Source organism: Candidatus Nitrososphaera evergladensis SR1 (genome assembly GCF_000730285.1).
GTDB lineage: Archaea > Thermoproteota > Nitrososphaeria > Nitrososphaerales > Nitrososphaeraceae > Nitrososphaera > Nitrososphaera evergladensis.
The window spans coordinates 2,566,365-2,587,173 of sequence record NZ_CP007174.1 but is presented as its reverse complement, the minus strand read 5'-3'; the positions used below and the strand labels follow the sequence as shown (position 1 = coordinate 2,587,173).

Here is a 20,809-nt window from a genome sequence, read left to right as displayed (position 1 = left end):
GCCCCCCCCGTTTGGAAAAACGATTATTAGCTGCGATACCTCTCAATCGCCCGTATATGCTCAAGGTAGCAGTGATAGGCGCCACCGGCGCTGTGGGTCAGGAATTCGTCGTGGCTCTCAACAAGCACAAGTGGTTCCAGCTTACGCAGGTGGCAGCTTCTGAAAGGTCGGCAGGCAAGAAATACGTCGATGCCCTTCGCGACCCCAATTCGGGGATACTGAAATGGCACAACCGCGAAGAAGTGCCCGAGTACGTCAAGAACATGACAGTCAGCAAGGTTGACGACATCAAGCCGGAGAACTTTGACCTCATATTCACCGCGCTAGAGTCTGACGATGCCAAGATAATCGAGCCCAAGTTTGCAAAAACCACGCCGGTCATAAGCACCGCTGCTGCATTTCGCTATGAATCAGATGTCCCGATACTCATCCCGGGCGTAAACGACGACCAGGCCGACCTCTTGAAGGCCCAGGGCAAGAACAGGGGCTGGAAAGGGTTCGTTGCTCCCTTGCCAAACTGCACCACCACCGGCCTTGCCATCACGCTAAAGCCGGTGCTTGACAAGTTTGGCATAAACAAGGTGATAATGACTTCGATGCAGGCTCTCTCCGGCGCAGGCAGGTCGCCGGGCGTAATCGCGCTTGACATCACCGACAACGTCATCCCCTACATACCAAAGGAAGAGGAAAAGGTGCAGGTCGAGGCGAAAAAGATCCTCGGCAAGTTCGCCAAAAACGCAATCACGCCGGCAGATTTCCGCGTCAGCTGCACCTGCACCCGCGTCCCGGTCCTTGACGGCCACACGGAGACTGTCTTTGTCGAGACGGCCGAGGCGGCAGAGCCGGAAGATGTGAAAAAAGAGATGCTGAAATTCTCAAAGGGCGTGTCAATAGGCAAGCTCCCGTCCGCGCCAAAGGAGTACATCGTGGTTCACGACGACCCAACCAGGCCACAGCCAAGGATTGACCGCGAGCTCAACGACGGCATGACGACGGCCGTAGGCAGGCTCCGCAAGGACACCGCCTTTGACAACGGCATCAAGTATGTGCTCCTGTCCCACAACGAAAAGATGGGATCTGCCAAGGGCGCAGTCCTTCTTGCAGAGTTGCTGAAGGACAAGCAGATCCTCTAGGCTTTTTATTATTAATGCTTAATAGCACGTGCGCCAGTTGCTGACTTTGACGGCGCGCTTGGCGAATAATTTACCAGTGCCTCTTCGTTGCTTGAAAGCTTGTAAAATATTGAATTAAAGCACTGTTTGGAACCATATTATACGTTTATTAACACCCAGCATCTTAAGATATGCTCGGCTTTACATGGGGAAAATAGACGATCTCGATGTCAAAATTTTAAGTGAACTTGCCAAAGATGCCAGTATTTCTGTGCCCAAGCTATCCAAAAAAATCAACATCAACTCGTCCGTCGTGTACAGCAGGATAAAACGCCTTGTAAAGAAGGGACTTATCAAGAAATTCACCATAGTGATAAACGACGAGGCGCTCGGCTTTAACGTAAAGGCGTTGACGGGCATCAACATGGACTCAAAACTGCGCGACAACGTCCTGAACGAGCTCTTCAAGATCCCGGAGGTGCGCGAAGTCTCGGAAGTGACGGGCAGGTTTGACATCCTTGTCACCATGAACGCCCACTCGCTTGACGAGATGCACCAGCTCATCTCTGAAAAGATAGGCAGGGTAGAGGGTGTGCAAAAGACCGAGACGTTCATCGAGATGCGCAAGACGGTCAGGGAGCTTGCGTACCCGTCCTCGATAGAAAAGTAGTAGCACACTGGTTTTTTAAGCTATAAATAACTAGGATGTGCCCTGTAGGTCGGATCTCGATCGCTTGGACACTGTGAGGCAGGTTTCCGTAGGAAGCAAGATCAAGGATTACTATGAAGTGACCAAGCCCAAGATATGGTACCTCCTAGTCTTCACGACCTTTGGCGCAGCCCTCACGGCATCGTTTTACTTTGACATCCCGATAGAGCCGATGACCTGGGTTTTGCTTATCGGGGGCGTGACTGCCGGCTCGGCGGCCGCAGAAACGCTGACGGGGTACATCGACCGCGACATTGACGCCATGATGGACAGGACAAAGGACAGGCCGATCCCATCGGGCAGGATATCGCCGAAAAACGCCCTTGCATTTGGCCTCATCCTGACTGCAATATCCCTTGTCATGTCGTGGTTTGTCAACATCTGGGCGTTTTCGCTGATGGCCTTTGGCCTCTTTGACAACGTCATAGTCTACAGCAAGTGGCTCAAGAGGCGCAGCCAGTCAAACATCATACTGGGCGGATTTTCTGGAGGCGCGCCGGCGCTGATAGGCTACGTGGCGGTAACGACGCAGAACCTTGAGATCGGGCTTGTCATGGCCGGCCTCGTGTTCCTCTGGATACCTACCCACATCTGGAGCCTTGCGCTGCACATCAAAAAAGACTACACTAAGGCGAGCGTTCCGATGCTTCCGGTGGTGTCAAGCGAAAAGAGCTCTGTCAGGGTCATTGCCGGGACGACCGTGATGATGGTGGTGTTCAGCCTGGTGCCGTTCTTCTTTGGCGAATTTGGCCTCATCTATTTAACGACTGCCGGAGTGTTTGGCGCGGTGATGCTTGCGCTTTCCATGTGGCTCCTTGTCAAGCCCACTGAAAAAGCCTCGTGGACGGTGTTCAAGTTCTCAAGCCCATACCTGACGGCGCTTTTCATAGCGTTCATGGTAGACGCCTACTACTTCAAGCCGCCTGGCTAGACTTTCTCTTTTTCTTTTCGCATTCGTACAATATCCTGGCGATGACGACGTGGGCCTCAAGTCCCATGCCCTCGATAGAATAAGTGCAGTTGAACAATGCTTTTGTATCGTCGTCAAAGTGGCCCTTTGGAAAGCCGCCTATCACGAACATGCAGTTGTCCACGTCGTTTTTCGCCACTACCTGCTCGGCGCTTGACTGCACCCCTGCCGACGACAGCCCGACCACCCTGCCCGGCTTGGCCTCTCCTATCAGCTCTGCAAGCGTACCCTTTACCATCTCCATGAGCACGGCACCTTCGTCGCTTTTTACCACGCCGTCCCGGAACAGGCCCTGCATGAGGCCCTCAAAGCGGAAATACGATTTTGGGATGCGCAGGCCGCCTGCCATTGAAATTATCATGTTGCCATGCGTGTGCACGTACACGTCCAGATGTCCTTGGATGAAGAGTGGGGTCGAAAGCGCCTCCATGAGGGCAAAATGCACGATGTCCGGCCTGCCGCGCTTGCCGCTATCCGGCAGGCGCTTCATGGCGGCATGATGGTAGCTTCTGTCAAGCAGTGTTTCCTGCGCTTTGCAGCCAAGCTTTCTTGCCCTGCTTGACACCGCCGGGTGGCTGGCTATTTCCTCTGGCACGCGTTCAAGAGCCGCCTCTGCTATTACCAGAATTGTCTTGTCCGTGCCTGACGGTTTGCCGCGTGGGCCTTATAATGACAGCTGCTTTTTATCTGGCACAGGCGCTAGAGCCTGCACGGACAACAAGAAAAAGCAGCAGGCTAGAGAAATGGCAAGAGAGCGCATCGAGATCTTGGTAGCCGGCGCCCTGAAGGAGCAAGACGCCGCGCTTGCCAGCCGCCGGGCACATCTTGCAAAAAAAATAGCCATGCGCCACCGGGTGCGAATGCCCTATGAGATAAGGCAGCTGTACTGCAAGAAATGCAAAGCCTTCATAGTGCCGGGCAGGACAGCCAGAGTAAGGGTAGGCCGATCAGGAACAAAAGCCGTGCGCGTAACGTGCGCGCTGTGCGGGCACACGTACCGCAAGGTCATATCAAAAAGCAGCCACTATAAGGATTTATAAGGGCTGTTGCGACTTTTTCGTTACACATATGGCCAAGGTTTACGATGTTCCGGCTGACGAGCTAATCGCCAAGCTGGCCGAACAGCTGAAGAAGGACAAAAAGATCGAGCCTCCAGCGTGGTCGGCATTTGTCAAGACAGGCTCTCACGCCGAAAAGATCCCGCAAAACAGGGACTGGTGGTACACCAGATGCGCTTCTCTTTTGAGAAAGATTTACCTTCACGGTCCAATAGGCGTTTCAGATCTCAAGGTGGCATACGGCGGTCGCAAGCAGATAGGCTACAACCTCTCGCACCACAAGGACGCAGGCGGAGCCATTATCAGGCACGCCATCCAGCAGCTTGAAGCCGCCGGGTACGTCACCAAGCTGCCGGCAAAGGGCAGGGTTGTGACAAGCGAGGGCACCAAAAAGCTTGACAGGCTGGCGACAGAGATCCACAAAGAGCTGGTCAAGGCTGCTCCGGCGCTCCAGCGCTATGCATAAGTGAAAAATGTCTGCTCCTCCACCACAACAACCAAACGACGAGGAGATAAGGAGGCGGGAGGCAGAGGCCGCCGCGATGCGCCAGCGCGTCTTGTCCGTTGTTTTAGACCCGCAAGCGCGGCAGCGCCTTACCAACATACGGCTGGTAAAACCAGACCTTGCAACCGCCGTTGAAAACTATTTGATAAACGCTGCGTCGACAGGCAGGCTCAACCGCGCCCTTTCAGACGACGAGCTGAAGCAGATTCTGGCGAGCCTGCAGCAGCCAAAGAAGGAGTTCAAGTTCGACCGGCGCTAAGCATCCAGCTTTTTTCTGCCGGCCGGTGTAGAGTTAACTATTTAAGGTGAAAAGCAGGCTTTGCCCTCTATATATGAAGGCAGCAGTATTTCGAGAATACAACAAAGACCCGACAAAGGTTGTCAAGATTGAGGATATCGACGTTCCCAAGCTAAAACCAAACGAGGTTCTGATAAAGGTAGAATCAGCGTCGTACAACTATAACGACTTGTGGGCCATATGGGGCGAACCCGTCAAGACACCGCTTCCACACATCTCCGGAAGCGACGTCGCCGGCACTATTGTAGAGGTGGGCTCTGACGTCCTAAAGCTCAAGGTGGGCGACAGGGTTGTGTCGCACTCGAACATGTCGTGCAGGGTGTGCGATGCGTGCACGTCAGGCAGGGAATACGATTGCAACGACCGGCAAATCTGGGGATTTCAGACCGGCCCGCTCTGGGGCGGCTTTGCGCAGTACACGCGCCTTCCAGAGGTAAACGTGGTAAAAATCGCGGACAACGTCTCGTTTGAGAACGCAGCTGCTGTCTCGATGGTCGGCATGACCTCGTGGCACATGCTAGTCGGCAGGGCCAAGATAAAGCCAGGACAGGTGGTGCTCATAATGGGCGGCGGTTCTGGCGTCGGCATGGTAGGCATACAGATCGCAAAACTGTACAACTGCACAGTCATAGCCACCGCAGGCAAAAAAGACAAGATGGACAAGTGCCTTGAGCTTGGCGCCGACTATGTGGTGAACCACAGGGAAGCCGACTGGTACAAGAAGGTGCGCGCAATCAACAAGGAGCTGAACCAGCCCGGCGTCGACGTGGTGTTTGAGCACATCGGCAAGTCTGTTTTCCCGCAGGAAGTGGGCCTGCTAAAGATGGGCGGAACGCTGGTTGCGACAGGCGCAACGACCGGCTACGACTCGACAATCGACCTGCGCTACCTGTTCTTCAGGGGCACAAACCTCCTCGGCTCGACGCAGGGCACCAAGGCGGAGCTTGAAGACGTGGTGTACTGGGTCTCAAAGGGCAAGATCAAGCCAGTGATTGACACCGTGCTTCCGTTCTCCGACATGGTCAAGGGCCACGTCATGATGGCAGAGGCACAGCAGTTCGGCAAGATCCTGACGACGCCGCAAAAGCTCTAAAAAAAGGAAAAGAAACCTTTTTCCACTCTTTTTCCCTTCACTTTTGACATGATGTTCAGGACGCTCATCTTTGTGCCCGGCGCAAACGCGCGCTTTGTGGAAAAGGCCAAGACGCTTGCAGCCGACATTGTCTGCTTTGACCTTGAAGATTCCGTGCCGGCAAACGAAAAAGAGGCAGCAAGAAAAGTTATCGCCGGCGCGCTGGCAAAGAGGCAGGAATACCAGAAACCCGTGTACGTGCGTACCAACTCGCCCGAATCCGGATTGATAGACGCTGACATCAAGGCCGTGCTGCAAAAAGGCATCGACGGTCTGGTCATCCCAAAGGTAAACGACGCAAATGAAGTCGCAGAAATCGTCAGGGCTGTATCGGCACTTGAAAAAGAGCGCGGGACGGGCAGGGTGGCGCTAATTCCCTCCATTGAAACTGCAAGAGGCGTGGTGAACACGTACGCCATATCCAGCGCGGACGACCGCGTGAGCGCCGTGGTGTTTGGCGTCTTTGACTTTTTGCACGACATGCGCATGGACTATGACGAGCGCGACGGCAGCGGCTATGCGTATGCGCGAGCGAAAATACCTGTGGACGCAAGGGCCGCCGGCGTTGCCGCCATTGACGCGATATGGCAAAAGGTGGACGACGTCGAGGGGCTTACCCAGGACGCGGCTGTCGCAAAGCGCCTCGGCTACTCTGGCAAGAGCATAATCCACCCCGGCCAGATAGAGCCTGTGCACAAGGTTTTCCTGCCGTCCAAGAGCGAGGTCGAATGGGCCAAAAAAGTCGTCGCGGCGCTTGGAGAGGCGATGGAAAAAGGCACGGGCAGGCTTGCAGTCCGGCTTGAAGGCAGGATGATAGACGCCGTGCACTACAAGCAGGCCAAATCAATACTTGAAGCAGCCGGCCAGGCCTAGTGTCGTACAATCTTTTTCAGTACGAGGATGCACGCATAGTAGGGTATGTTGTAGAGCCCTGCAAGAGCTGCGACCTGCGGGCCAAAGAACTGCGCCGCAAATACCATCACAAGCGTGTTGTTGACGTACGAAGTCGCTATCATGCCAGCCGGCTTTTCGGTCTTGGGGGAAACTGCAAACCCGACGAGCGCAAACGCCGCGTAGCACAGAAACGTCGCCGCGATATTCTGCAAAAGAAAGACCTGGTCTGAAAAAAAGAACCCTGACAGCTTGGAAAACATGCTGACGTTGATGAGGATTGCAAAGATTATCGAAAGGTAAAACGAGTTTCTGTGCGCAAACTCGGACGCCTTTGGAGCCTTCTTTTTTACCGCCCACCCTCCAAAAAGCGGGATGAAAAGCGCAAGCACAAGGAGCAGGATCATGTTTGCAATGGGCAGGTCAAACTCTGACCCTACGAGCGCGTACGTCAGCGACGGGAGCACAAACGGCACAGAAAGCGACGTCGCGATTATCATGCCGACCACAAGCGGCAGGCGCCCGCCCACGATATTGGTCACAAAGGGCGCTCCAAGGCCGGTGGACATGCCCGAAACAAGGAGCACGGGAAGCGCAAGCGGCCTGTACAGCGCGTACGTCAGGGCGTACATGCCGACCGGCAGCGCCACTAGTTTTACAAGGGCAAGGACGGCAAGGCCCCTTGGCCTTGCAAATGTCGCTACGACGTCAGAAGCTTCAAGCTTTATCAGGTTGAGAAACAGGAGGATGCCAAGCCACACCAGAAGGTACGGCTCTACCATTAAACCGACCTGCGGCACGAGCACGCCGGCCGCCATCGAGCCGGCGATGGCGCAGGCCAGTATCGCGTCGTTACTTGGACGCAAGCCCTTTCAGCTGCTGTATCTTTTCGCCAACGAGGTCAAAGCCCTGCTGCCAAAACTCTTCCCTTGTAATGTCAAGGCCAGACTCTTTTAGGAGCTCCTCCGGCTTTCTGGAACCTCCTGCGGCAAGGATGCCCAGGTACTTTGGCACAAAAGGTTTACCCTCGACCTTGTACTGCTGGTACAGCGACAGAACCAACAGGTTCCCAAACGAGTAGGCGTAGCAGTAGAACGGAGTGTGGTAAAAGTGCGGGATATATATCCACTCCCACCCAAACTCTGGAGAAACAACAACAGAGTCGCCAAACTGCTCTTTCAGGTTTTCCGTATAGATCTGAGTGACTTGGTCGATGGTGGCGTTCTTTTCGCCTATTGCCCTGTGCGCGTCTACCTCAAACAGCGTGAAATACGCCTGGCGCATTATCGTGGCATACATGTCGTCTATCTGCTCTGCCAGCAGCAGTTGCCGCTCCTGCCTTGACATCTTCTCCATCAGGCGCTCGTTTAGAAGCATCTCTGCAAACACCGACGCGGTCTCGGCAAGCGGGAGCGGCGCGTGAGACACTGTTATCGGCAGTTTCTCTGCAAGCATGCTGTGGATGGCGTGCCCAAACTCGTGCGCAAGCGTTGACACGTCGCGGGTCCTGCCGTCAAAGTTCAGGAGAACGTACGGGGTTGTCGAGGGCGAAACGGTGTGGCAGAATGCGCCTCCGCGCTTTGCCCTGCGTATCTCCGAGTCAACGTGGTGCTCGGAAAATACGCGCTCTGCGAGGGCTCTGACCTGCGGGTGAAAGTCGCCAAACGTATCAAGCACGCTTGCGACTGCCTTGCCGTACGCAAACTTTTTGCCGGACCTCTTTGTGGAAAGTGGCGCATACAGATCGTACCTGCGCAGTTTTCTGACGCCCAAAAGGCGCGCCTTTTCCCTGAAATATTCCTGGAACACCTTGTTGTTTTTCCTGCACGCTTGCAGCAGTGCGCCCACGGTTTCGTCGTCTAGGTTGTTTGCAATGTTTCTGACAGAGATCGGCGTCCTGTAGCCGCGCATGGATATCCCCTCGTTTCGCCACTCGACTACGATGTTCTGGTAGATCTCGCCAAGAACGCCTGAATTTTTCCTGTACGTCGCAAACAACGCCCTGTACGCGGCCTCCCTCTCTGCCGGGTTTGCGCTGCGCACAAGCGACACCAGCTTTTCCTTGTTGTCAAATTTCTTGGTGATTGTTTTTTTCTTTCTGCCGCGCTTTAGCGACATCTCAAACTCAAAGGCGGACGTCATCTTGTCATAGATCTTTACCAGCGCGCCAGTGCCGGTGACTTCAAGCGTGTTGATTATCCTTTCCTCCGGCTCTGACAGAGAGTGTTTTGCAAGCAGGCGCTTGTGGCGCAGGTAATTGCTATAGACTGCGGGCATCGACTCTATCAGGCGCTTTGCGTTGCCCTCGTCAAGCTCTTTTTTGAACCAGAGGTCAAAGAACAGCAGGCGGTTTCCTGCCTCGGCTGACATCTTGTCCATCCTAGTCACAAGCGCCGACGCCTCGTTAGAGGCGGTGTTGCTATAGTAGCGTAGGTGCGCGTAGCCTCCTGCGATGCTGAGCTTTTCATAAATGTCCTCAAGGTCGTGAACCATGCCCTCAAATTCTGGAGCAGGGATGTCGGGCCGGAGAGACTGGCGCTTGCCCTCAAACGCCTTTACCTTGTCTTCAATGGAATCAAGAAACTGCGCAAACTCGGCGCCGGCAGGGTCTTTTACAAGCCCCGAAAGGTCCCAGGAGCCTATTTTAAGAGTGGCAAAATTCATGAGAATTCGATATAATTGCGCCCGCTCAAATACGTATCCCTGGCATGTCTACAGGAATTAACCTGAAATATAGAGAATATGGACAGCTGGCTTAAATAACTGAAATGTGCATATGCAGTCACTCGTAACACAAAACAGCGAGTTTCAGCACGGACGAACGGAAGGCGAGCAATATGCGCGCGCCGGGCGCCTTTGGCCCGAGGCGGCGTTGCATGATAATGCCTTTCCTTCACCTGCTGTTGTTGTTTCTCTATTGCGCCTTTACAAATATCGAGTGCGAGGTTGCGGAGAACTGCTCTCCGTCTGCGTCCTCAAGCATGGCATACACTGTATAGACGCCGTCCTCTTTCATTGCAGGCGCAAGGTCAAAACTGACATCAAGGTTGCCATTGCCGTTACGCCACCTGCCTGCCTCTATCACCACGTAGTCGCCTGGCTGCTGGTACTTTAGGCCTCTTGGAAGCGGTTCAAACACGGTTGCGGCAAGCGTGCCTGCGTCGTACGACAGCTTTTCCTTGTTTGCGTCGTACGCCTCCTTGCTTGGCAGCTTGTCATAGTACACCACCACGTTGTCGAACTTGGCCCCTGCGGGCATGGGGCCGGCGATGCTGACTTTGGTTCCCTCGACACTTGTAAACAGCCCGTAATCTGCCTCAAAGTTCTGCACCAGCGCAAGGTAGTATTCGTCGTACACTATTCCGATGCTCACGTGTGTGTGGTCCCTGTCAAGTATGTTGTCCCTGTGACCGTTGTCGCAGCACTCTTTGTCGTTGTACATCATCTCCTTCTCCAGCTCGTCGATGGTGGATATGGGGTCTATGCGCTCGCAGAGGATGATGGTGGAGACGCACCTGTCGTATTCGTCAGGCCCAAAGCCGGCGATGGCGACGTTCTGGTGCACGCTTCCTTCTCCTCCAAGCCGCGTATAGGTCATGTAGGGCTTTTCCCCTGACGACGTCCAGTGCGAGATCTGCTTTGTCCTGAAAACGTCTTCTGCGTGCAACTGCGCGGCCTGGTTGCTGTTGTCCAGCTTGACCGGCTCCAGGCCGAATTTCTTGCGGTCGCTGTTTATCGCGGCAAGGACGTGCGCGACAAGCTCTTCCTGCGGCACCTTTTCCGGCTTGGTAGCCTGCGGCTGCAGTATCTTTATGGCTCTGCTGACTGGGTTGTCGTCGTCGCTGCCTGCGCTATTGTTGTTATTGCCGCCGCCAGCAAGATCCTCGATGAATTGGGGAGCGATGAATATTACCGCAATGGCTGCAATGACGATCGCGGCAATGATGCCTGCTTTATTGCCGCCGCCTCTCTTTTTCTCGCCATAGAAGGCGTTTGGCGCGCCGCAGTTTGGACATGCTGGAAGGTTCGCGCCGTACCGGGCGCCGCACACGCATTCTATCCACGAGTCTGTCGTATCGCTATCGCTGCAAAAGTCACAGTTTTGCCGTATAATGCTTTATGTAACATCCTTCTACAAGCATATTAGCGAGCCAGAACAACAGGAATTGGCGCTTGAAAAAATACCGTGTCACCGTGCGCTTTTCAGCGGATGGCAGGCTGGAAGTGGCAGGCGATGAAATAACCGTGTCGATAAAGTCGCAGCCAGAACGCGGCAGGGCAAACCGCGAGCTTGTCAGGAGGCTTGCAGAGCATTTTGGCGTTTCAGAGCAGGACGTGCGAATACTCTCCGGCCTTGCATCGAGGAAAAAGATAGTGGAGGTTGCTGCATAATTCAAATGACGACGCTTGTTGACATGCTAAGGCTCGAGATGCAGGCGCTTGCCAACCCTGTCAAGGCCAGAGTTTTGCAAAAGTTCTTCAAGACCGGCCCCGGCCAGTACGGGCAGGGCGACGTCTTTATGGGAATCATGGTTCCTGCGTCAAGGCAGGTCGCCAGAAAATATGCCGCCGCAGGAATTTCGCTTGCAGACGTAAGAACGCTCTTGCATTCACGAATCCACGAAGAGCGCCTTGTGGCGCTCTTGATACTGGTGCAAAATTACCGGGGCGACCCCGAAGGGATTGCCAAGTTTTATCTTGAAAACCTTGCATGGGTGAACAACTGGGACCTTGTTGACCTGACTGCGCCGGCGATCCTTGGCACGTTCTTGATTGACAAAGAGCGCTCGCTCTTGTACAAGCTTGCAAGATCAAAGGTGCTGTGGGAAAGGCGCGTCTCTATCATTTCGACGCACGTGTTTATCCGGAAAAATGACTTTGCCGACACGCTGAAAATATCGGAAATGCTCCTTGGAGATTCGCACGACCTGATGCACAAGGCAGTTGGATGGATGCTCCGGGAGGTGGGCAAGCGCGATCTTGCCGCAGAAGAAGAATTCCTGCAAAAACACTACAAAAAGATGCCCCGTACTGCGCTGCGCTATGCGATAGAGCGCTTTTCAGAGGAAAAAAGGCGCGCCTACATGCAAGGCACTGTTTGATAACAAAATCCTCAAAAGAACCGGCGCGGCGAGTGCCTGTCAAACATCTCGGCGTTTATCTTTTTCAAGAGTTTTTTGCGCGACCTGTCGGCTTTTTTGTTTTTGCTGTAGTCCTTTGCCGCCAAGAGTATGCGTAGCCTGTCAAGCTCTGCAATTGAAAGGACCCTGAGCCCCTTGTCAGACACGACCTGCAAGAGGTTGCGAAGCTCATCCTGCCTTTCTTCTTCCTTGCCGCTCACGCACTAGGTTTCTGCCTTGCACTATATTTATCGTGTCTCCTTCTCTCACTTGTTTACGACGTAAAAGTCGTAAACCTTGGTCTTTTGAGCCGGGTCTTTTTTCTTGAGGTTGTACTCAATCATGGCCCAGAATGCCGGGAAGGTCTCGACCAGGCCTATGATTGGACACACAAGCAGCGTCTGCAGGTGGAACATCACCCTCTTTCTCCATTCTATCTTTGAATATTTCAGGTTCAAAAAGAGCCCCAGCTGGTACGAGCCTAGCCACACGATGGACGTAAAGAGCAGGATGGTGCTTGCGCTAAGCTCCAGCATGCTGCCCTTTGTCACTGCGTCAAAGATCGAGTTGAAAAAGATGCTTGGCAGCTTGTCTGGAAGCGACATGAAGTCGTAGTAGCCTATGGTGTTATAGTTCAACAGCGTGGGGATCAGTGTGGGGATGGAGCTGTACAGCATTATGGCAGTCGAAGCCACCGCGGATGCAAAGCCAAGAAAGTACGTTACCGACTTGTACATCAGCTTGTACCTGTGCCACCGGGGAAAGTTCTGGAGGTTCTGGAGCGTGCCGAGCACCCATCTGCGCCTCTGGAAAAAGTGGTCCTTGATGTTGAGCGGGGGCTGCTCAAGAAGCATGCCTCCGTGCCAGCCCATTGAGCCGGGCCCGTACTTTTCGTAAACCTTGTAGCCAAACATCTGGTCCTCGGCAAGCGTCGGCCCGAATTTCCACTCTATCGTGTCTTCGATGTCCGACCTTATGAGCAGGTTGCTTCCGTGCATGTGGAGCGGGGGTGGGTTTGTCATCTGCGAAACGCAGTCGTAGCACGCAAAGGGCCGGATGGACTCTGCAATGGCGGTAAGCCTGTTTGCAGCCTCAAACTTTAGCGGGTAAAATATCGGGCCCTCTGAGGCAACCTCCTTTCCGCTTTCTATGGACTTTAAAAGCGCGACTATTGTCTGGGTGGTGACATAGCTTTCGTCGTCCATGTGGAATATCCAGTGCTTGGACGTGTTCATGCCGATGCGCCTGCGGTGCTCCACGGCGTACTGGAGCGCCCTGCCCTTTCGTATCGCGTTTGTCTTGAAGTTCTTGTTCACCACGACCACTTCGCAGTTGACTCCTTCTAGCGTCCTGATGTCGTCAGGGTCGTCAGTCACTATCGAGATGTGGAAATTGCGATACTCTGTCTTTTTTGCAGAGTCGATTATCGACTGTATGCCGCGCCTCACCACGTGCGTCTTTGTGGCCGAGCGGGTCGTTATCTGAAATATTATAGCGGCGTCGCTGCGCACGCGCTTTACGTTTTTTTCTGCAAACGCCAGCTTTTCAACAAACAGGTTTCGGTTCCGGACTACTCTGTACAGTGACATCGCCGCGATGGGGACGTACGAAAACCAGAAAAACATGGCGACGATGATGAAAGGATTATCAAACACGCCTAGTCTAAGATCTCATCATTTAAAACAGTCATGCGGGCTAATCTCTAGAAAGGTTCTCTGGACTATTAATACAGGTAAAACACTTGAGAAAATTTTACGTAAGAAAATGACCCTAAAGCTAGCAGAGATAAAAGGGATGGTATCGTATGAAGGACAAGCCGCAAGACATGTTCAACATGGACGTATTTGGAAGGCAGTTTGCCATGAGGACGATACACGTGACCTCGGCAGCTTCGACTTTTATCTTTGCCATGGTTTATGGCGTGATAGAGCACACGCTGCTCACAAGCTCGCTTGGGATAAGCATCCTGGTGCATCCGCTGAGCGTGCACATAGTTGGCCAGATCTTCTTTTACCACGTGCTGATGTTCATACTCGCAGTCCTCATATCTTTCAACCCGTTCTTTGACATACTGTTTTTTGCGTCCACGCGGACTGTGAAAAAACAGGCGCTATTGTGGGGCACGGGCAACATCCTGAACTTTATCTGGCTTGAGGACCTGTTCTACTGGGTGCTTTTTGGGGAATGGCCCAAGGACGTGATGACTCCGCTTCACCTTTCATTTTACGGCATAGTGTGGTGGTATCCTGTCGCGCTTTTTTCCGCGTCGTTCCTGTACTATTTGACCATCCGCAGCATGCGCAAAATGAAAGAATCTGTGAATGATAAATAGAGAGGCATCCTCTACCATCAAAAACCAAACCCGTTAATAATTTTGCATGTGTTTTATACCGCCGGACGATGAGCAGAAGAAAAAAGCGCGCCGCACTGGTCGTTGTCATTATTATTATTGTTGCGGCAGTCGCCGCAGCGGCATCAATAATTCTTGCCATGACATTCTTTTCTCCAAACAATAATAATGATGGTACGCGAGGAGGCCCGGACCGCAACCAGACCGTGTCCACCCCGCCGGGCGTGGGAATCAATGAGACAGCCGGAGGAGGGGGACCTGCCCAAGGCCCGGTTGAAAAAACCCCCATCAGCGCTCTGTCGTCGCCCTCTGCGCTACCGTTTGTGGACAAGTGGGTCGCCCAGTACAACAGCGAGAAAAATCTGGGCAACGTTAAAGTAACATATTCTGACCGCGTAGACGACGCCCGCATTCCGCTGCTTTATTCAAACGTCTCTTCTTTCCTTGCAGACTACTCGGCAGACCTTGCCATCGCAAGCCGGCCGGCTGCAGCGAAAGATAACTTTACGTACGCCGGCTCGGTGTTCCTGCCGGTCAGCGCGCAGGCAGTGGCGGTGGTCTACAACATACCTGCGCTTCCGGACGTGCCGTCGGGATTGAGGTTTGACCCGTCCACGCTCTATGCGGTGGTGAGCGGAAATGCCACGTACTGGGACGACCCTCGCATCAAGTCGCTCAACCCGGGCACAAGCCTGCCGCACGAGCAAATAGTCGTCGTGCACGAGGGTCCTGCGGCAAGCGCTTCTGACATGCTTGCCCGGTACCTTGCCTCCTCTTCTGCCTCAAACAACAGCAGCGCTATCGCTTGGCCCGAGTCAAGCCTGGTGGCGGATTCTGCAAACAGCCTTGCTGCGATGGTGCGGCAGACGCCCTATTCGATAGGGTACGTCGACTTTGCCTTTGCCGTCCAGACCAGAATGACGTACGCGTCTCTCCAGAATTCTGACGGGCAGTACCTCATGCCGTCGGCCGACTCGATAGGCGCGGCCGTACGCAACGGCACGATAGTAGCGGTCAACCCTGCAATGGTCAACGGCACGGGCTCTGAAAACCCGTCGCCAGCGCTTGTCCCTCCTCCTCCTACTGTTTCCATCGGGCAGCTTGGAAACGGCTCGTACCCTGTGGTAGGGTTCTACTATGGCGTATTTTCAGACCCCAATGCAGCTGCCCCTGGCGCCACCGCCAATGAAACCGCGCTAGCCGGCAGGGACGCGGCAATCATCGACTTTATGCAGTGGATTGTCGGAAGCGAGGGCCAGCAGATACTCCAGGACATGCAATATCCTTCCATTTATGAGCAAAACAATGACCTGAAGGCCTTTGCAGACAGGGTGCTTGGCGTAAAAACCGAAGGGCCGCCTGCTTCTGTCAAGCAAGAAGCTCCTTCCTGAAAAAAGCTGAGGCATCTTCCGGGTTAGGGAAAGTTGTTACTGGATAATCTTGTATATTTCCGCAACGTTTTAAGAGACGCGCCGTCCCTTTCATGAGGCGAGACTCGTTAATATTATTTCAACGTCATAAACCCTATGATAGAATATTTTATCGGAGATAATGTTGCGACGTCTTCCATTGTTGTTTTGCCACTTGCAGCAGCTCCTGCTGCTCGCAAGCATCGTGGCAGTGTAGCAAGAATGGAAGGCGCCGTGGCGCCTAAAAAAAGCGCCGCAATGGTGCCATCATCCTGATAATGCAAGCAGGGAGCTTCTTGACGATGGTGATGGAAAAAAATGAAGAAGGCAAACGTGATACATGCAGACCTGAACCCCTGCGGCGGCGCCGAGCAGCTGGCTATTGCCACTTTGCAGTCGCTCCTTGAGATGGAAATGCAGGTGGAACTGACAGTAGCAAAGGCTCCAGACCTCAAAAGGATCGAAAAGGCATTTGGCGGCAAGGCTCGTCGGATATTCGACCATGTCAACGTAAAGCCGCTTGGCAGGCTTCCAATAGAGCTTGACTGGCAGACAGGCACGCTAACCTGCCGCCCAAGTGCCGACAGCGCCATCCTGGAATACGATATGATAGTGAACACGCACGGCGACATACTGCCGTATTTTCTTCCGTCTTTTTCAAGCAAAACCTGCATAACCTACTGCCATTTTCCAGTCGTGGCAAGCTATGCGGCGTGCCGTAATCTCGACTACCTGCAAAGCCTAGTCGACCTGTGCCTGCTGGATAAAGACGTCATGAGAATGGCAGACAGCGCCTTGTTCTGGCGTAGCTTTTTGGAATACTATTTCCTCATGCTGAGAAACTCGATTGTGGTCACCAATTCAAAATTCAGCAGCCAGGCAATAATCAACGCAATGACAACTGGCGTGCACAGGATGGCAAGCGAGCCGACCATCATTGCACCTCCTGTGTGCGTGGACGAGCTGCGCCAGGCCGCGCTCCTCTCGCCGTCAAGGGCGGACCTTGTGCTGGTTGTGTCCCGGATACATCCTTCGAAAAAGCTGGAAAATGCAATAGAGCTTGCCCGCATCCTGAAGCAGCGCGGGATAGGGAACAAGATGATCATAGCCGGCAATCTGGTATCCGATGACAGTTGTAGCCGCAGATACCATGAGCAACTTGCGGGCATGGCCGAACACTATGGGCTGTCAGACTATGTCGCCATCAGGCCCAACGTGGAGCTTGGCGAGCTCTGGTCTCTGATGCAAAAATCCAAGGCCTATTTCCACCCAATGCCGGAAGAGCCCTTTGGGATCTCGGTGGTAGAAGCGATGGCCGCCGGCCTCGTGCCTATCGTGCCGGCCACGGGTGGACTCGTAGAGTTTGTGCCACAGAAATACCAGTTTCACTCACTTGAAGAGGCGGCCGACATGATCCAGGCAGCATTGCAGGCTTCAGACAAAGAGCGGCTGGCAATAAGCGACTCGGTCAAAAGATTTTCTATGCAGGCGTACACAAGCCGGTTTTCGGAATTCATAACCGAGAGGCAGCTTGCGACTGCCACCGCGCCCTGTGAGCGGCGCATGGCGCCAGCCGCCGGCAGAAGGTCCAGCCTGGCCTAGTTTTTCTTTTTTCTGCTGCACTGTACATTTTTGTTGTTGTAAGTCTTTAATATTTTCGGGTGTATTTACGGTGCATGTCGGTCATCCGGGTGACAGAAATACTCGCAACCTCGCCGACCAGCTGGGAGGATGCGGTCAACAATGGGCTGGAGCGAGCCACCAAGACGATCCGCAACGTAAAAGGCATCGACGTGCTTGGTTGGAAGGCAGAAATTCAAAACGAAAAGATAGTGGAATACAGGGTCAGCATGAAGGTAGCGTTCGAGGTTGAAGACGGCCCGGGTTCTTGACAACACGTATGTACGTACTGCAAATAATTAGAGTTAACAGCATATGTACATGCACACACGCGCGCATATGATATTCTTATCCCCATATACTCAAAGCAAGATTTCAACTAAAAAAATAGTAGAGGCCTGCCGCAACAGCCTAGGCTGCTTGGACTTCTCCTTTTTTGCTGCTGCTTCTGCTGATTTTCTTTATGAAATCGCCCTTTTGTAGGTGATCTATTACGATATGCTTCTGCATATCTCCAAGCGATTCGAACCTCCGCTTGCAGGCAAAGCATCTATATTCACTATCTTTTCCTGGCAATACTAATAATTTATTGGTGTCTCGCACACAAAAGGGTTTACAACCCGGTAAGGGAGAAATACCTTCTATATGGGCGATGTAACGGTTCCTCCCCCTGTTGATGGCCTGTGGCATTCGTTTTCTGCCAACGCTGGCGCGTTTGTAGAATCTACGGAACAGTTTGTGCAGGAAGGGGTGAACCCCGGTGGCTATTACAAGGCAGTATGGTGCCGTGATGCCTCTTACATATTGAAGGACTGGTTCCTGTCGGGCCGTTTTGAAGACGTTATGCATGAACTGCTGTTCATCTGGTCGCACCAGGTGACGGCTGGCGGCGAAAAGGTGATCTATGGCCGGGGATCGCCAGAAATGCGGTACATCTCGCAGGTGGCAGATCCGGAAACCCACAAAAAGTTTGAAGGCGCCCTGCCTTCTACGATATTCCGCGGCTTTTCAGAGATCTATGGGAGAAATCCTGACATTGACTCGACGGCGCTCATGATATCCACTACTGCGTGGATCTTTAACGTCTATTTGAAATCTGGCATGGTCATTCCTGCTCCTTCCTCGCCGTCGCATGGAAACATTGAATTGAAAATGTCTTCGCTTGTCTCTTCGCCTTCCATTGTGATGGAATACGTCGTGCCAAGGATGCTCATGGCAATGGACTATCTTGCGTCCAGAGACATTGACGGCGACGGCCTGCTCGAGCAGGGTCACAACGAAGACTGGATGGACACCGTCCTGCGCTCGGGAAAAATCGTGTATAGCCAGGCCTGCTGGATACTTGCGCTGAGCAACCTCTCCTCGCTTCTTTTGGAGCTTGACAGAAAAGACGAGGCAAAGAGGGCAATGTCGATGGCCTACAGGACGATAAAGGCCGTAGAAAGCAGGCTGTGGTCAGAAAAGGACGGCGTGTATATTGACTATTTGCAGGACAGCGGTGGCGACGGCGACGGACAGCACGGGACGCTGACGCAGGACATCGCCCTATACCTGGTGGCAGTCACAGAAAACACCACGCAGGACATACTTGGCAGCGGACAGATAAGGGAAGAGCCTGCGCAGGACGAAAAGGCTAGGCCGGAATTTGGCAGCCGGGCAGGGCGTGCCCTTGACACCCTTCGGGCCCGGATCTGGAAGGACAAGTGGCCGCTCGTGACAGAGTCGGCGCTGGAAAGGACTGGCCCTTGGATCCTAAATCCAAACCAGTACCACAACCATACCTTCTGGCCGTGGACGACTGGCATAGAGATGCTTGCAAGAAGCAGGTTTTCAAGAGTGCACGAGTGCCATGAGCTTCTTTCCATGCTTGCCTCAAACGACTGCCAGTCAAACAAACGGGCATTTTACGAGTGGGTAAATCCCGTCACAAATACGGGCTCGGGCGCTCATCCTTTCCGCACCGGCATCTCTGCAATACGCATTGCAATCGCAGACATACTTGGCCAGATGGGCAAGCCCAGTCTAACTCATTAATAATTTGACGGCGTACATAGAGAATGTCTCATATGAATAATGACAATTATAATAATAACAGCGTGAAAATACTAGGGATAGCAGGCAGCCTCCGAAGAGGCTCGTACAACCGCGCCGCGCTCAGGGCCGCGCAAAAGCTCCTTCCTGGCAATGCGCGTCTAGAGATTTTCGAGCTTGATGGCATACCGCCCTTTAACCAAGACATCGAAATGCAGCCGCCGCAAGCAGTGTCGGAGCTGAAAAGCAAGGTGCGGTCGGCTGACGCCGTCCTTTTTGTCACGCCCGAGTACAACTATTCTGTCTCTGGTGTCTTGAAGAACGCTATTGACTGGGGGTCAAGGCCGCACGGCGACAGTGCGTGGGAGGGCAAGCCGGCAGCCATAATGGGCGCTTCCGTGGGAATGCTCGGCACGGCTCGCGCGCAATACCACTTGAGGCAGATGTTTGTCTTTCTCAACATGTACGCCCTTAACAGGCCGGAGGTAATGATCGCAAACGCTGCACGCAAATTTGACGCGCAGGGAAATCTGGTCGACGACGAGACGCGGGAAAGGATAAGGGAGCTCATGTCGGCTCTTGTCAGCTGGACCGCCAGACTCAGGCAAATGCAAAACAAGCTTGCGGCAGCATAGAGGAGAGGGTAATGAAAGGCAACAACAACAACAAAAAAAGTCTTGAAAAAACTTGTACTGCAAATTTGCAGCATCATCTTCCGAATTGCGTAATTACTTGCTCTGCGTCTCTACGCTATATATGAGCAGCAACAAAGAAGCTGAAAGGGAGGAAATGAAAGAGGAAAACGACGAGCTGCAGGATGCCGAGCAATTTGACCTTGACGAAGAAGAGGAAGAAGAAGGGGAAATGTGATAATACGCAAGATACGTAAAAACCCTTTTGCCCTGAAAAATTTTGCCAGGTGTCTTTTTGCTCGTTAGATCTGCAAATCCCTGACCCAGATGTGTTCCACCCTGTACGTGGGGATAAGCTCTCGCCGTACGATGGAATTGGCTTTTTCATCTTTGTAGAATGTAATTGTTACAAACTCTGACACAACCTGAACGTTGATGGTCTCGCAAACCTGCGGGTCCCTTTCTGCGTCAAATTCCTCAATGGCAGTTGTACCCGGCTTGTCGCGCACTTGCTGCAGATAAAGCACGACTACGTCCTCTACTTCCTGGCCGTGGAATTTTACCGTCTTTTTGTTGTTGTTATTATTATCTGGCATAGTCTGACTCGTCGGTTAAAGAAGCATGTTCTGCTGATACTTTTGCCATGTCTTTCTTGCTGGCCGGGTCGATCATCAATTCCATTCCTCCTTTTCCTTCTTTTTTTGTTGTTGCTTTGACGATGTGAGGCATCATTGAAACGATCTTTGAAGGTTCTTTGACCCTGTCTGAGGGTGCGCCTGCACCCTTCCCGATCCCCTTGGCCCAGACTGCCACATCGGGCGTATCCAAAATGTCAATTATGTTATTGCTATCATTATCTTCATCATCATCTTTGTCTGCTGCCATGCAAAAAGTTATGCAAGGCAAAATATTAAACACCTTCTAGTTTTGGCCTGATGGTGGTTGTACAAAGGCTAGGGCGTGCATATGTAC

24 protein-coding genes are annotated in these 20,809 nt (G+C 53.1%); 16 read left to right on the top strand and 8 right to left on the bottom strand.

All coding sequences use genetic code 11. The features are described 5' to 3' along the window. Positions 1-56: 56 nt before the first annotated feature. The 3 genes from asd (at position 57) to NTE_RS14085 (ending at position 2,752) form a co-directional block, all read left to right on the top strand. Positions 57-1,133, top strand: a complete 1,077-nt coding sequence (asd, locus tag NTE_RS14095; protein WP_148701592.1) for an aspartate-semialdehyde dehydrogenase — start codon at positions 57-59, stop codon at positions 1,131-1,133. A 184-nt stretch (positions 1,134-1,317) separates the two neighbouring features. After that, positions 1,318-1,782, top strand: a complete 465-nt coding sequence (locus NTE_RS14090; RefSeq protein ID WP_075055409.1) for an Lrp/AsnC family transcriptional regulator — start codon at positions 1,318-1,320, stop codon at positions 1,780-1,782. A 73-nt stretch (positions 1,783-1,855) separates the two neighbouring features. Continuing rightward, a complete protein-coding gene (locus NTE_RS14085) occupies positions 1,856-2,752 on the top strand; it encodes a heme o synthase (protein WP_148702192.1) in 897 nt (298 codons plus the stop codon). Here NTE_RS14085 and NTE_RS14080 read toward each other — a convergent pair. Then, entirely contained in the window at positions 2,736-3,386 is a 651-nt protein-coding gene (locus NTE_RS14080; protein ID WP_420835298.1) for a ribosome biogenesis protein, read from the bottom strand. The two genes, NTE_RS14085 and NTE_RS14080, sit on opposite strands and share 17 nt — an antisense overlap. Positions 3,387-3,534: 148 nt before the next feature. On the opposite strand from NTE_RS14080, the gene NTE_RS14075 reads away from it, so the two are divergent. From NTE_RS14075 to NTE_RS14055, 5 genes are all read left to right on the top strand, one after another. Then, a complete protein-coding gene (locus tag NTE_RS14075) occupies positions 3,535-3,831 on the top strand; it encodes a ribonuclease P protein component 4 (protein ID WP_148701590.1) in 297 nt (98 codons plus the stop codon). Between the two features lie 28 nt (positions 3,832-3,859). Further along, positions 3,860-4,315, top strand: coding sequence for a 30S ribosomal protein S19e (locus tag NTE_RS14070; protein WP_075055412.1), 456 nt, complete (start codon positions 3,860-3,862; stop codon positions 4,313-4,315). 7 nt (positions 4,316-4,322) lie between these two features. Then, a complete protein-coding gene (locus tag NTE_RS14065) occupies positions 4,323-4,613 on the top strand; it encodes a DNA-binding protein (protein WP_148701589.1) in 291 nt (96 codons plus the stop codon). Between the two features lie 73 nt (positions 4,614-4,686). Continuing rightward, the gene (locus NTE_RS14060; protein ID WP_148701588.1) at positions 4,687-5,745 is read left to right on the top strand and encodes a zinc-binding dehydrogenase; all 1,059 of its coding nucleotides are present in this window, start codon (positions 4,687-4,689) and stop codon (positions 5,743-5,745) included. A gap of 48 nt (positions 5,746-5,793) precedes the next feature. Beyond that, positions 5,794-6,657, top strand: a complete 864-nt coding sequence (locus tag NTE_RS14055) for an HpcH/HpaI aldolase/citrate lyase family protein (protein WP_148701587.1) — start codon at positions 5,794-5,796, stop codon at positions 6,655-6,657. On the opposite strand, the gene NTE_RS14050 is transcribed toward NTE_RS14055, so the two are convergent. The 3 genes from NTE_RS14050 to NTE_RS14040 all read right to left on the bottom strand — a co-directional run bounded on the left by NTE_RS14050 (position 6,654) and on the right by NTE_RS14040 (position 10,726). After that, positions 6,654-7,541, bottom strand: coding sequence for a bile acid:sodium symporter family protein (locus tag NTE_RS14050; protein WP_226987036.1), 888 nt, complete (start codon positions 7,539-7,541; stop codon positions 6,654-6,656). The two genes, NTE_RS14055 and NTE_RS14050, sit on opposite strands and share 4 nt — an antisense overlap. After that, on the bottom strand, positions 7,528-9,339 hold the full coding sequence (locus NTE_RS14045) for a M3 family oligoendopeptidase (RefSeq protein ID WP_148701586.1): 1,812 nt from the start codon (positions 9,337-9,339) through the stop codon (positions 7,528-7,530). The genes NTE_RS14050 and NTE_RS14045 overlap by 14 nt, the downstream gene beginning before the upstream one ends. Before the next feature lie 250 nt (positions 9,340-9,589). Next, complete coding sequence (locus tag NTE_RS14040) at positions 9,590-10,726, bottom strand: CAP domain-containing protein (RefSeq protein WP_158385607.1); 1,137 nt, start codon at positions 10,724-10,726, stop codon at positions 9,590-9,592. A gap of 122 nt (positions 10,727-10,848) precedes the next feature. On the opposite strand from NTE_RS14040, the gene NTE_RS14035 reads away from it, so the two are divergent. Both NTE_RS14035 and NTE_RS14030 read left to right on the top strand, forming a co-directional pair. After that, positions 10,849-11,067, top strand: coding sequence for a DUF167 domain-containing protein (locus NTE_RS14035; protein ID WP_158385605.1), 219 nt, complete (start codon positions 10,849-10,851; stop codon positions 11,065-11,067). 5 nt (positions 11,068-11,072) lie between these two features. Further along, a complete protein-coding gene (locus tag NTE_RS14030; RefSeq protein WP_148701583.1) occupies positions 11,073-11,777 on the top strand; it encodes a DNA alkylation repair protein in 705 nt (234 codons plus the stop codon). 11 nt (positions 11,778-11,788) lie between these two features. Here the strand turns inward: NTE_RS14030 and NTE_RS14025 are convergent, their stop codons facing one another. Further along, positions 11,789-12,016: a hypothetical protein gene (locus NTE_RS14025; RefSeq protein ID WP_148701582.1), complete on the bottom strand. Its 228-nt coding sequence runs from the start codon at positions 12,014-12,016 to the stop codon at positions 11,789-11,791. A gap of 45 nt (positions 12,017-12,061) precedes the next feature. Beyond that, on the bottom strand, positions 12,062-13,450 hold the full coding sequence (locus NTE_RS14020; protein WP_148701581.1) for a glycosyltransferase family 2 protein: 1,389 nt from the start codon (positions 13,448-13,450) through the stop codon (positions 12,062-12,064). Positions 13,451-13,599: 149 nt separating this feature from the next. On the opposite strand from NTE_RS14020, the gene NTE_RS14015 reads away from it, so the two are divergent. The 6 genes from NTE_RS14015 to NTE_RS13990 all read left to right on the top strand — a co-directional run bounded on the left by NTE_RS14015 (position 13,600) and on the right by NTE_RS13990 (position 19,840). Beyond that, a complete protein-coding gene (locus NTE_RS14015; RefSeq protein WP_148701580.1) occupies positions 13,600-14,127 on the top strand; it encodes a hypothetical protein in 528 nt (175 codons plus the stop codon). A gap of 68 nt (positions 14,128-14,195) precedes the next feature. Next, complete coding sequence (locus NTE_RS14010) at positions 14,196-15,536, top strand: substrate-binding domain-containing protein (RefSeq protein ID WP_148701579.1); 1,341 nt, start codon at positions 14,196-14,198, stop codon at positions 15,534-15,536. Positions 15,537-15,872: 336 nt separating this feature from the next. Next, the gene (locus NTE_RS14005; protein WP_148701578.1) at positions 15,873-17,156 is read left to right on the top strand and encodes a glycosyltransferase; all 1,284 of its coding nucleotides are present in this window, start codon (positions 15,873-15,875) and stop codon (positions 17,154-17,156) included. Between the two features lie 74 nt (positions 17,157-17,230). After that, complete coding sequence (locus NTE_RS14000) at positions 17,231-17,446, top strand: dodecin family protein (protein WP_148701577.1); 216 nt, start codon at positions 17,231-17,233, stop codon at positions 17,444-17,446. 373 nt (positions 17,447-17,819) lie between these two features. Next, the gene (locus NTE_RS13995; RefSeq protein ID WP_226987035.1) at positions 17,820-19,208 is read left to right on the top strand and encodes a glucosidase family protein; all 1,389 of its coding nucleotides are present in this window, start codon (positions 17,820-17,822) and stop codon (positions 19,206-19,208) included. A 32-nt stretch (positions 19,209-19,240) separates the two neighbouring features. Beyond that, positions 19,241-19,840 (top strand): NADPH-dependent FMN reductase, encoded by a 600-nt coding sequence (locus NTE_RS13990; protein WP_148701576.1) that lies wholly within the window; start codon positions 19,241-19,243, stop codon positions 19,838-19,840. 299 nt (positions 19,841-20,139) lie between these two features. On the opposite strand, the gene NTE_RS13985 is transcribed toward NTE_RS13990, so the two are convergent. Continuing rightward, positions 20,140-20,433, bottom strand: coding sequence for a hypothetical protein (locus tag NTE_RS13985; RefSeq protein ID WP_148701575.1), 294 nt, complete (start codon positions 20,431-20,433; stop codon positions 20,140-20,142). Then, positions 20,423-20,722, bottom strand: a complete 300-nt coding sequence (locus NTE_RS13980; RefSeq protein WP_148701574.1) for a hypothetical protein — start codon at positions 20,720-20,722, stop codon at positions 20,423-20,425. Before NTE_RS13980 ends, NTE_RS13985 begins: the two co-directional genes overlap by 11 nt. Positions 20,723-20,809 lie beyond the last annotated feature (87 nt).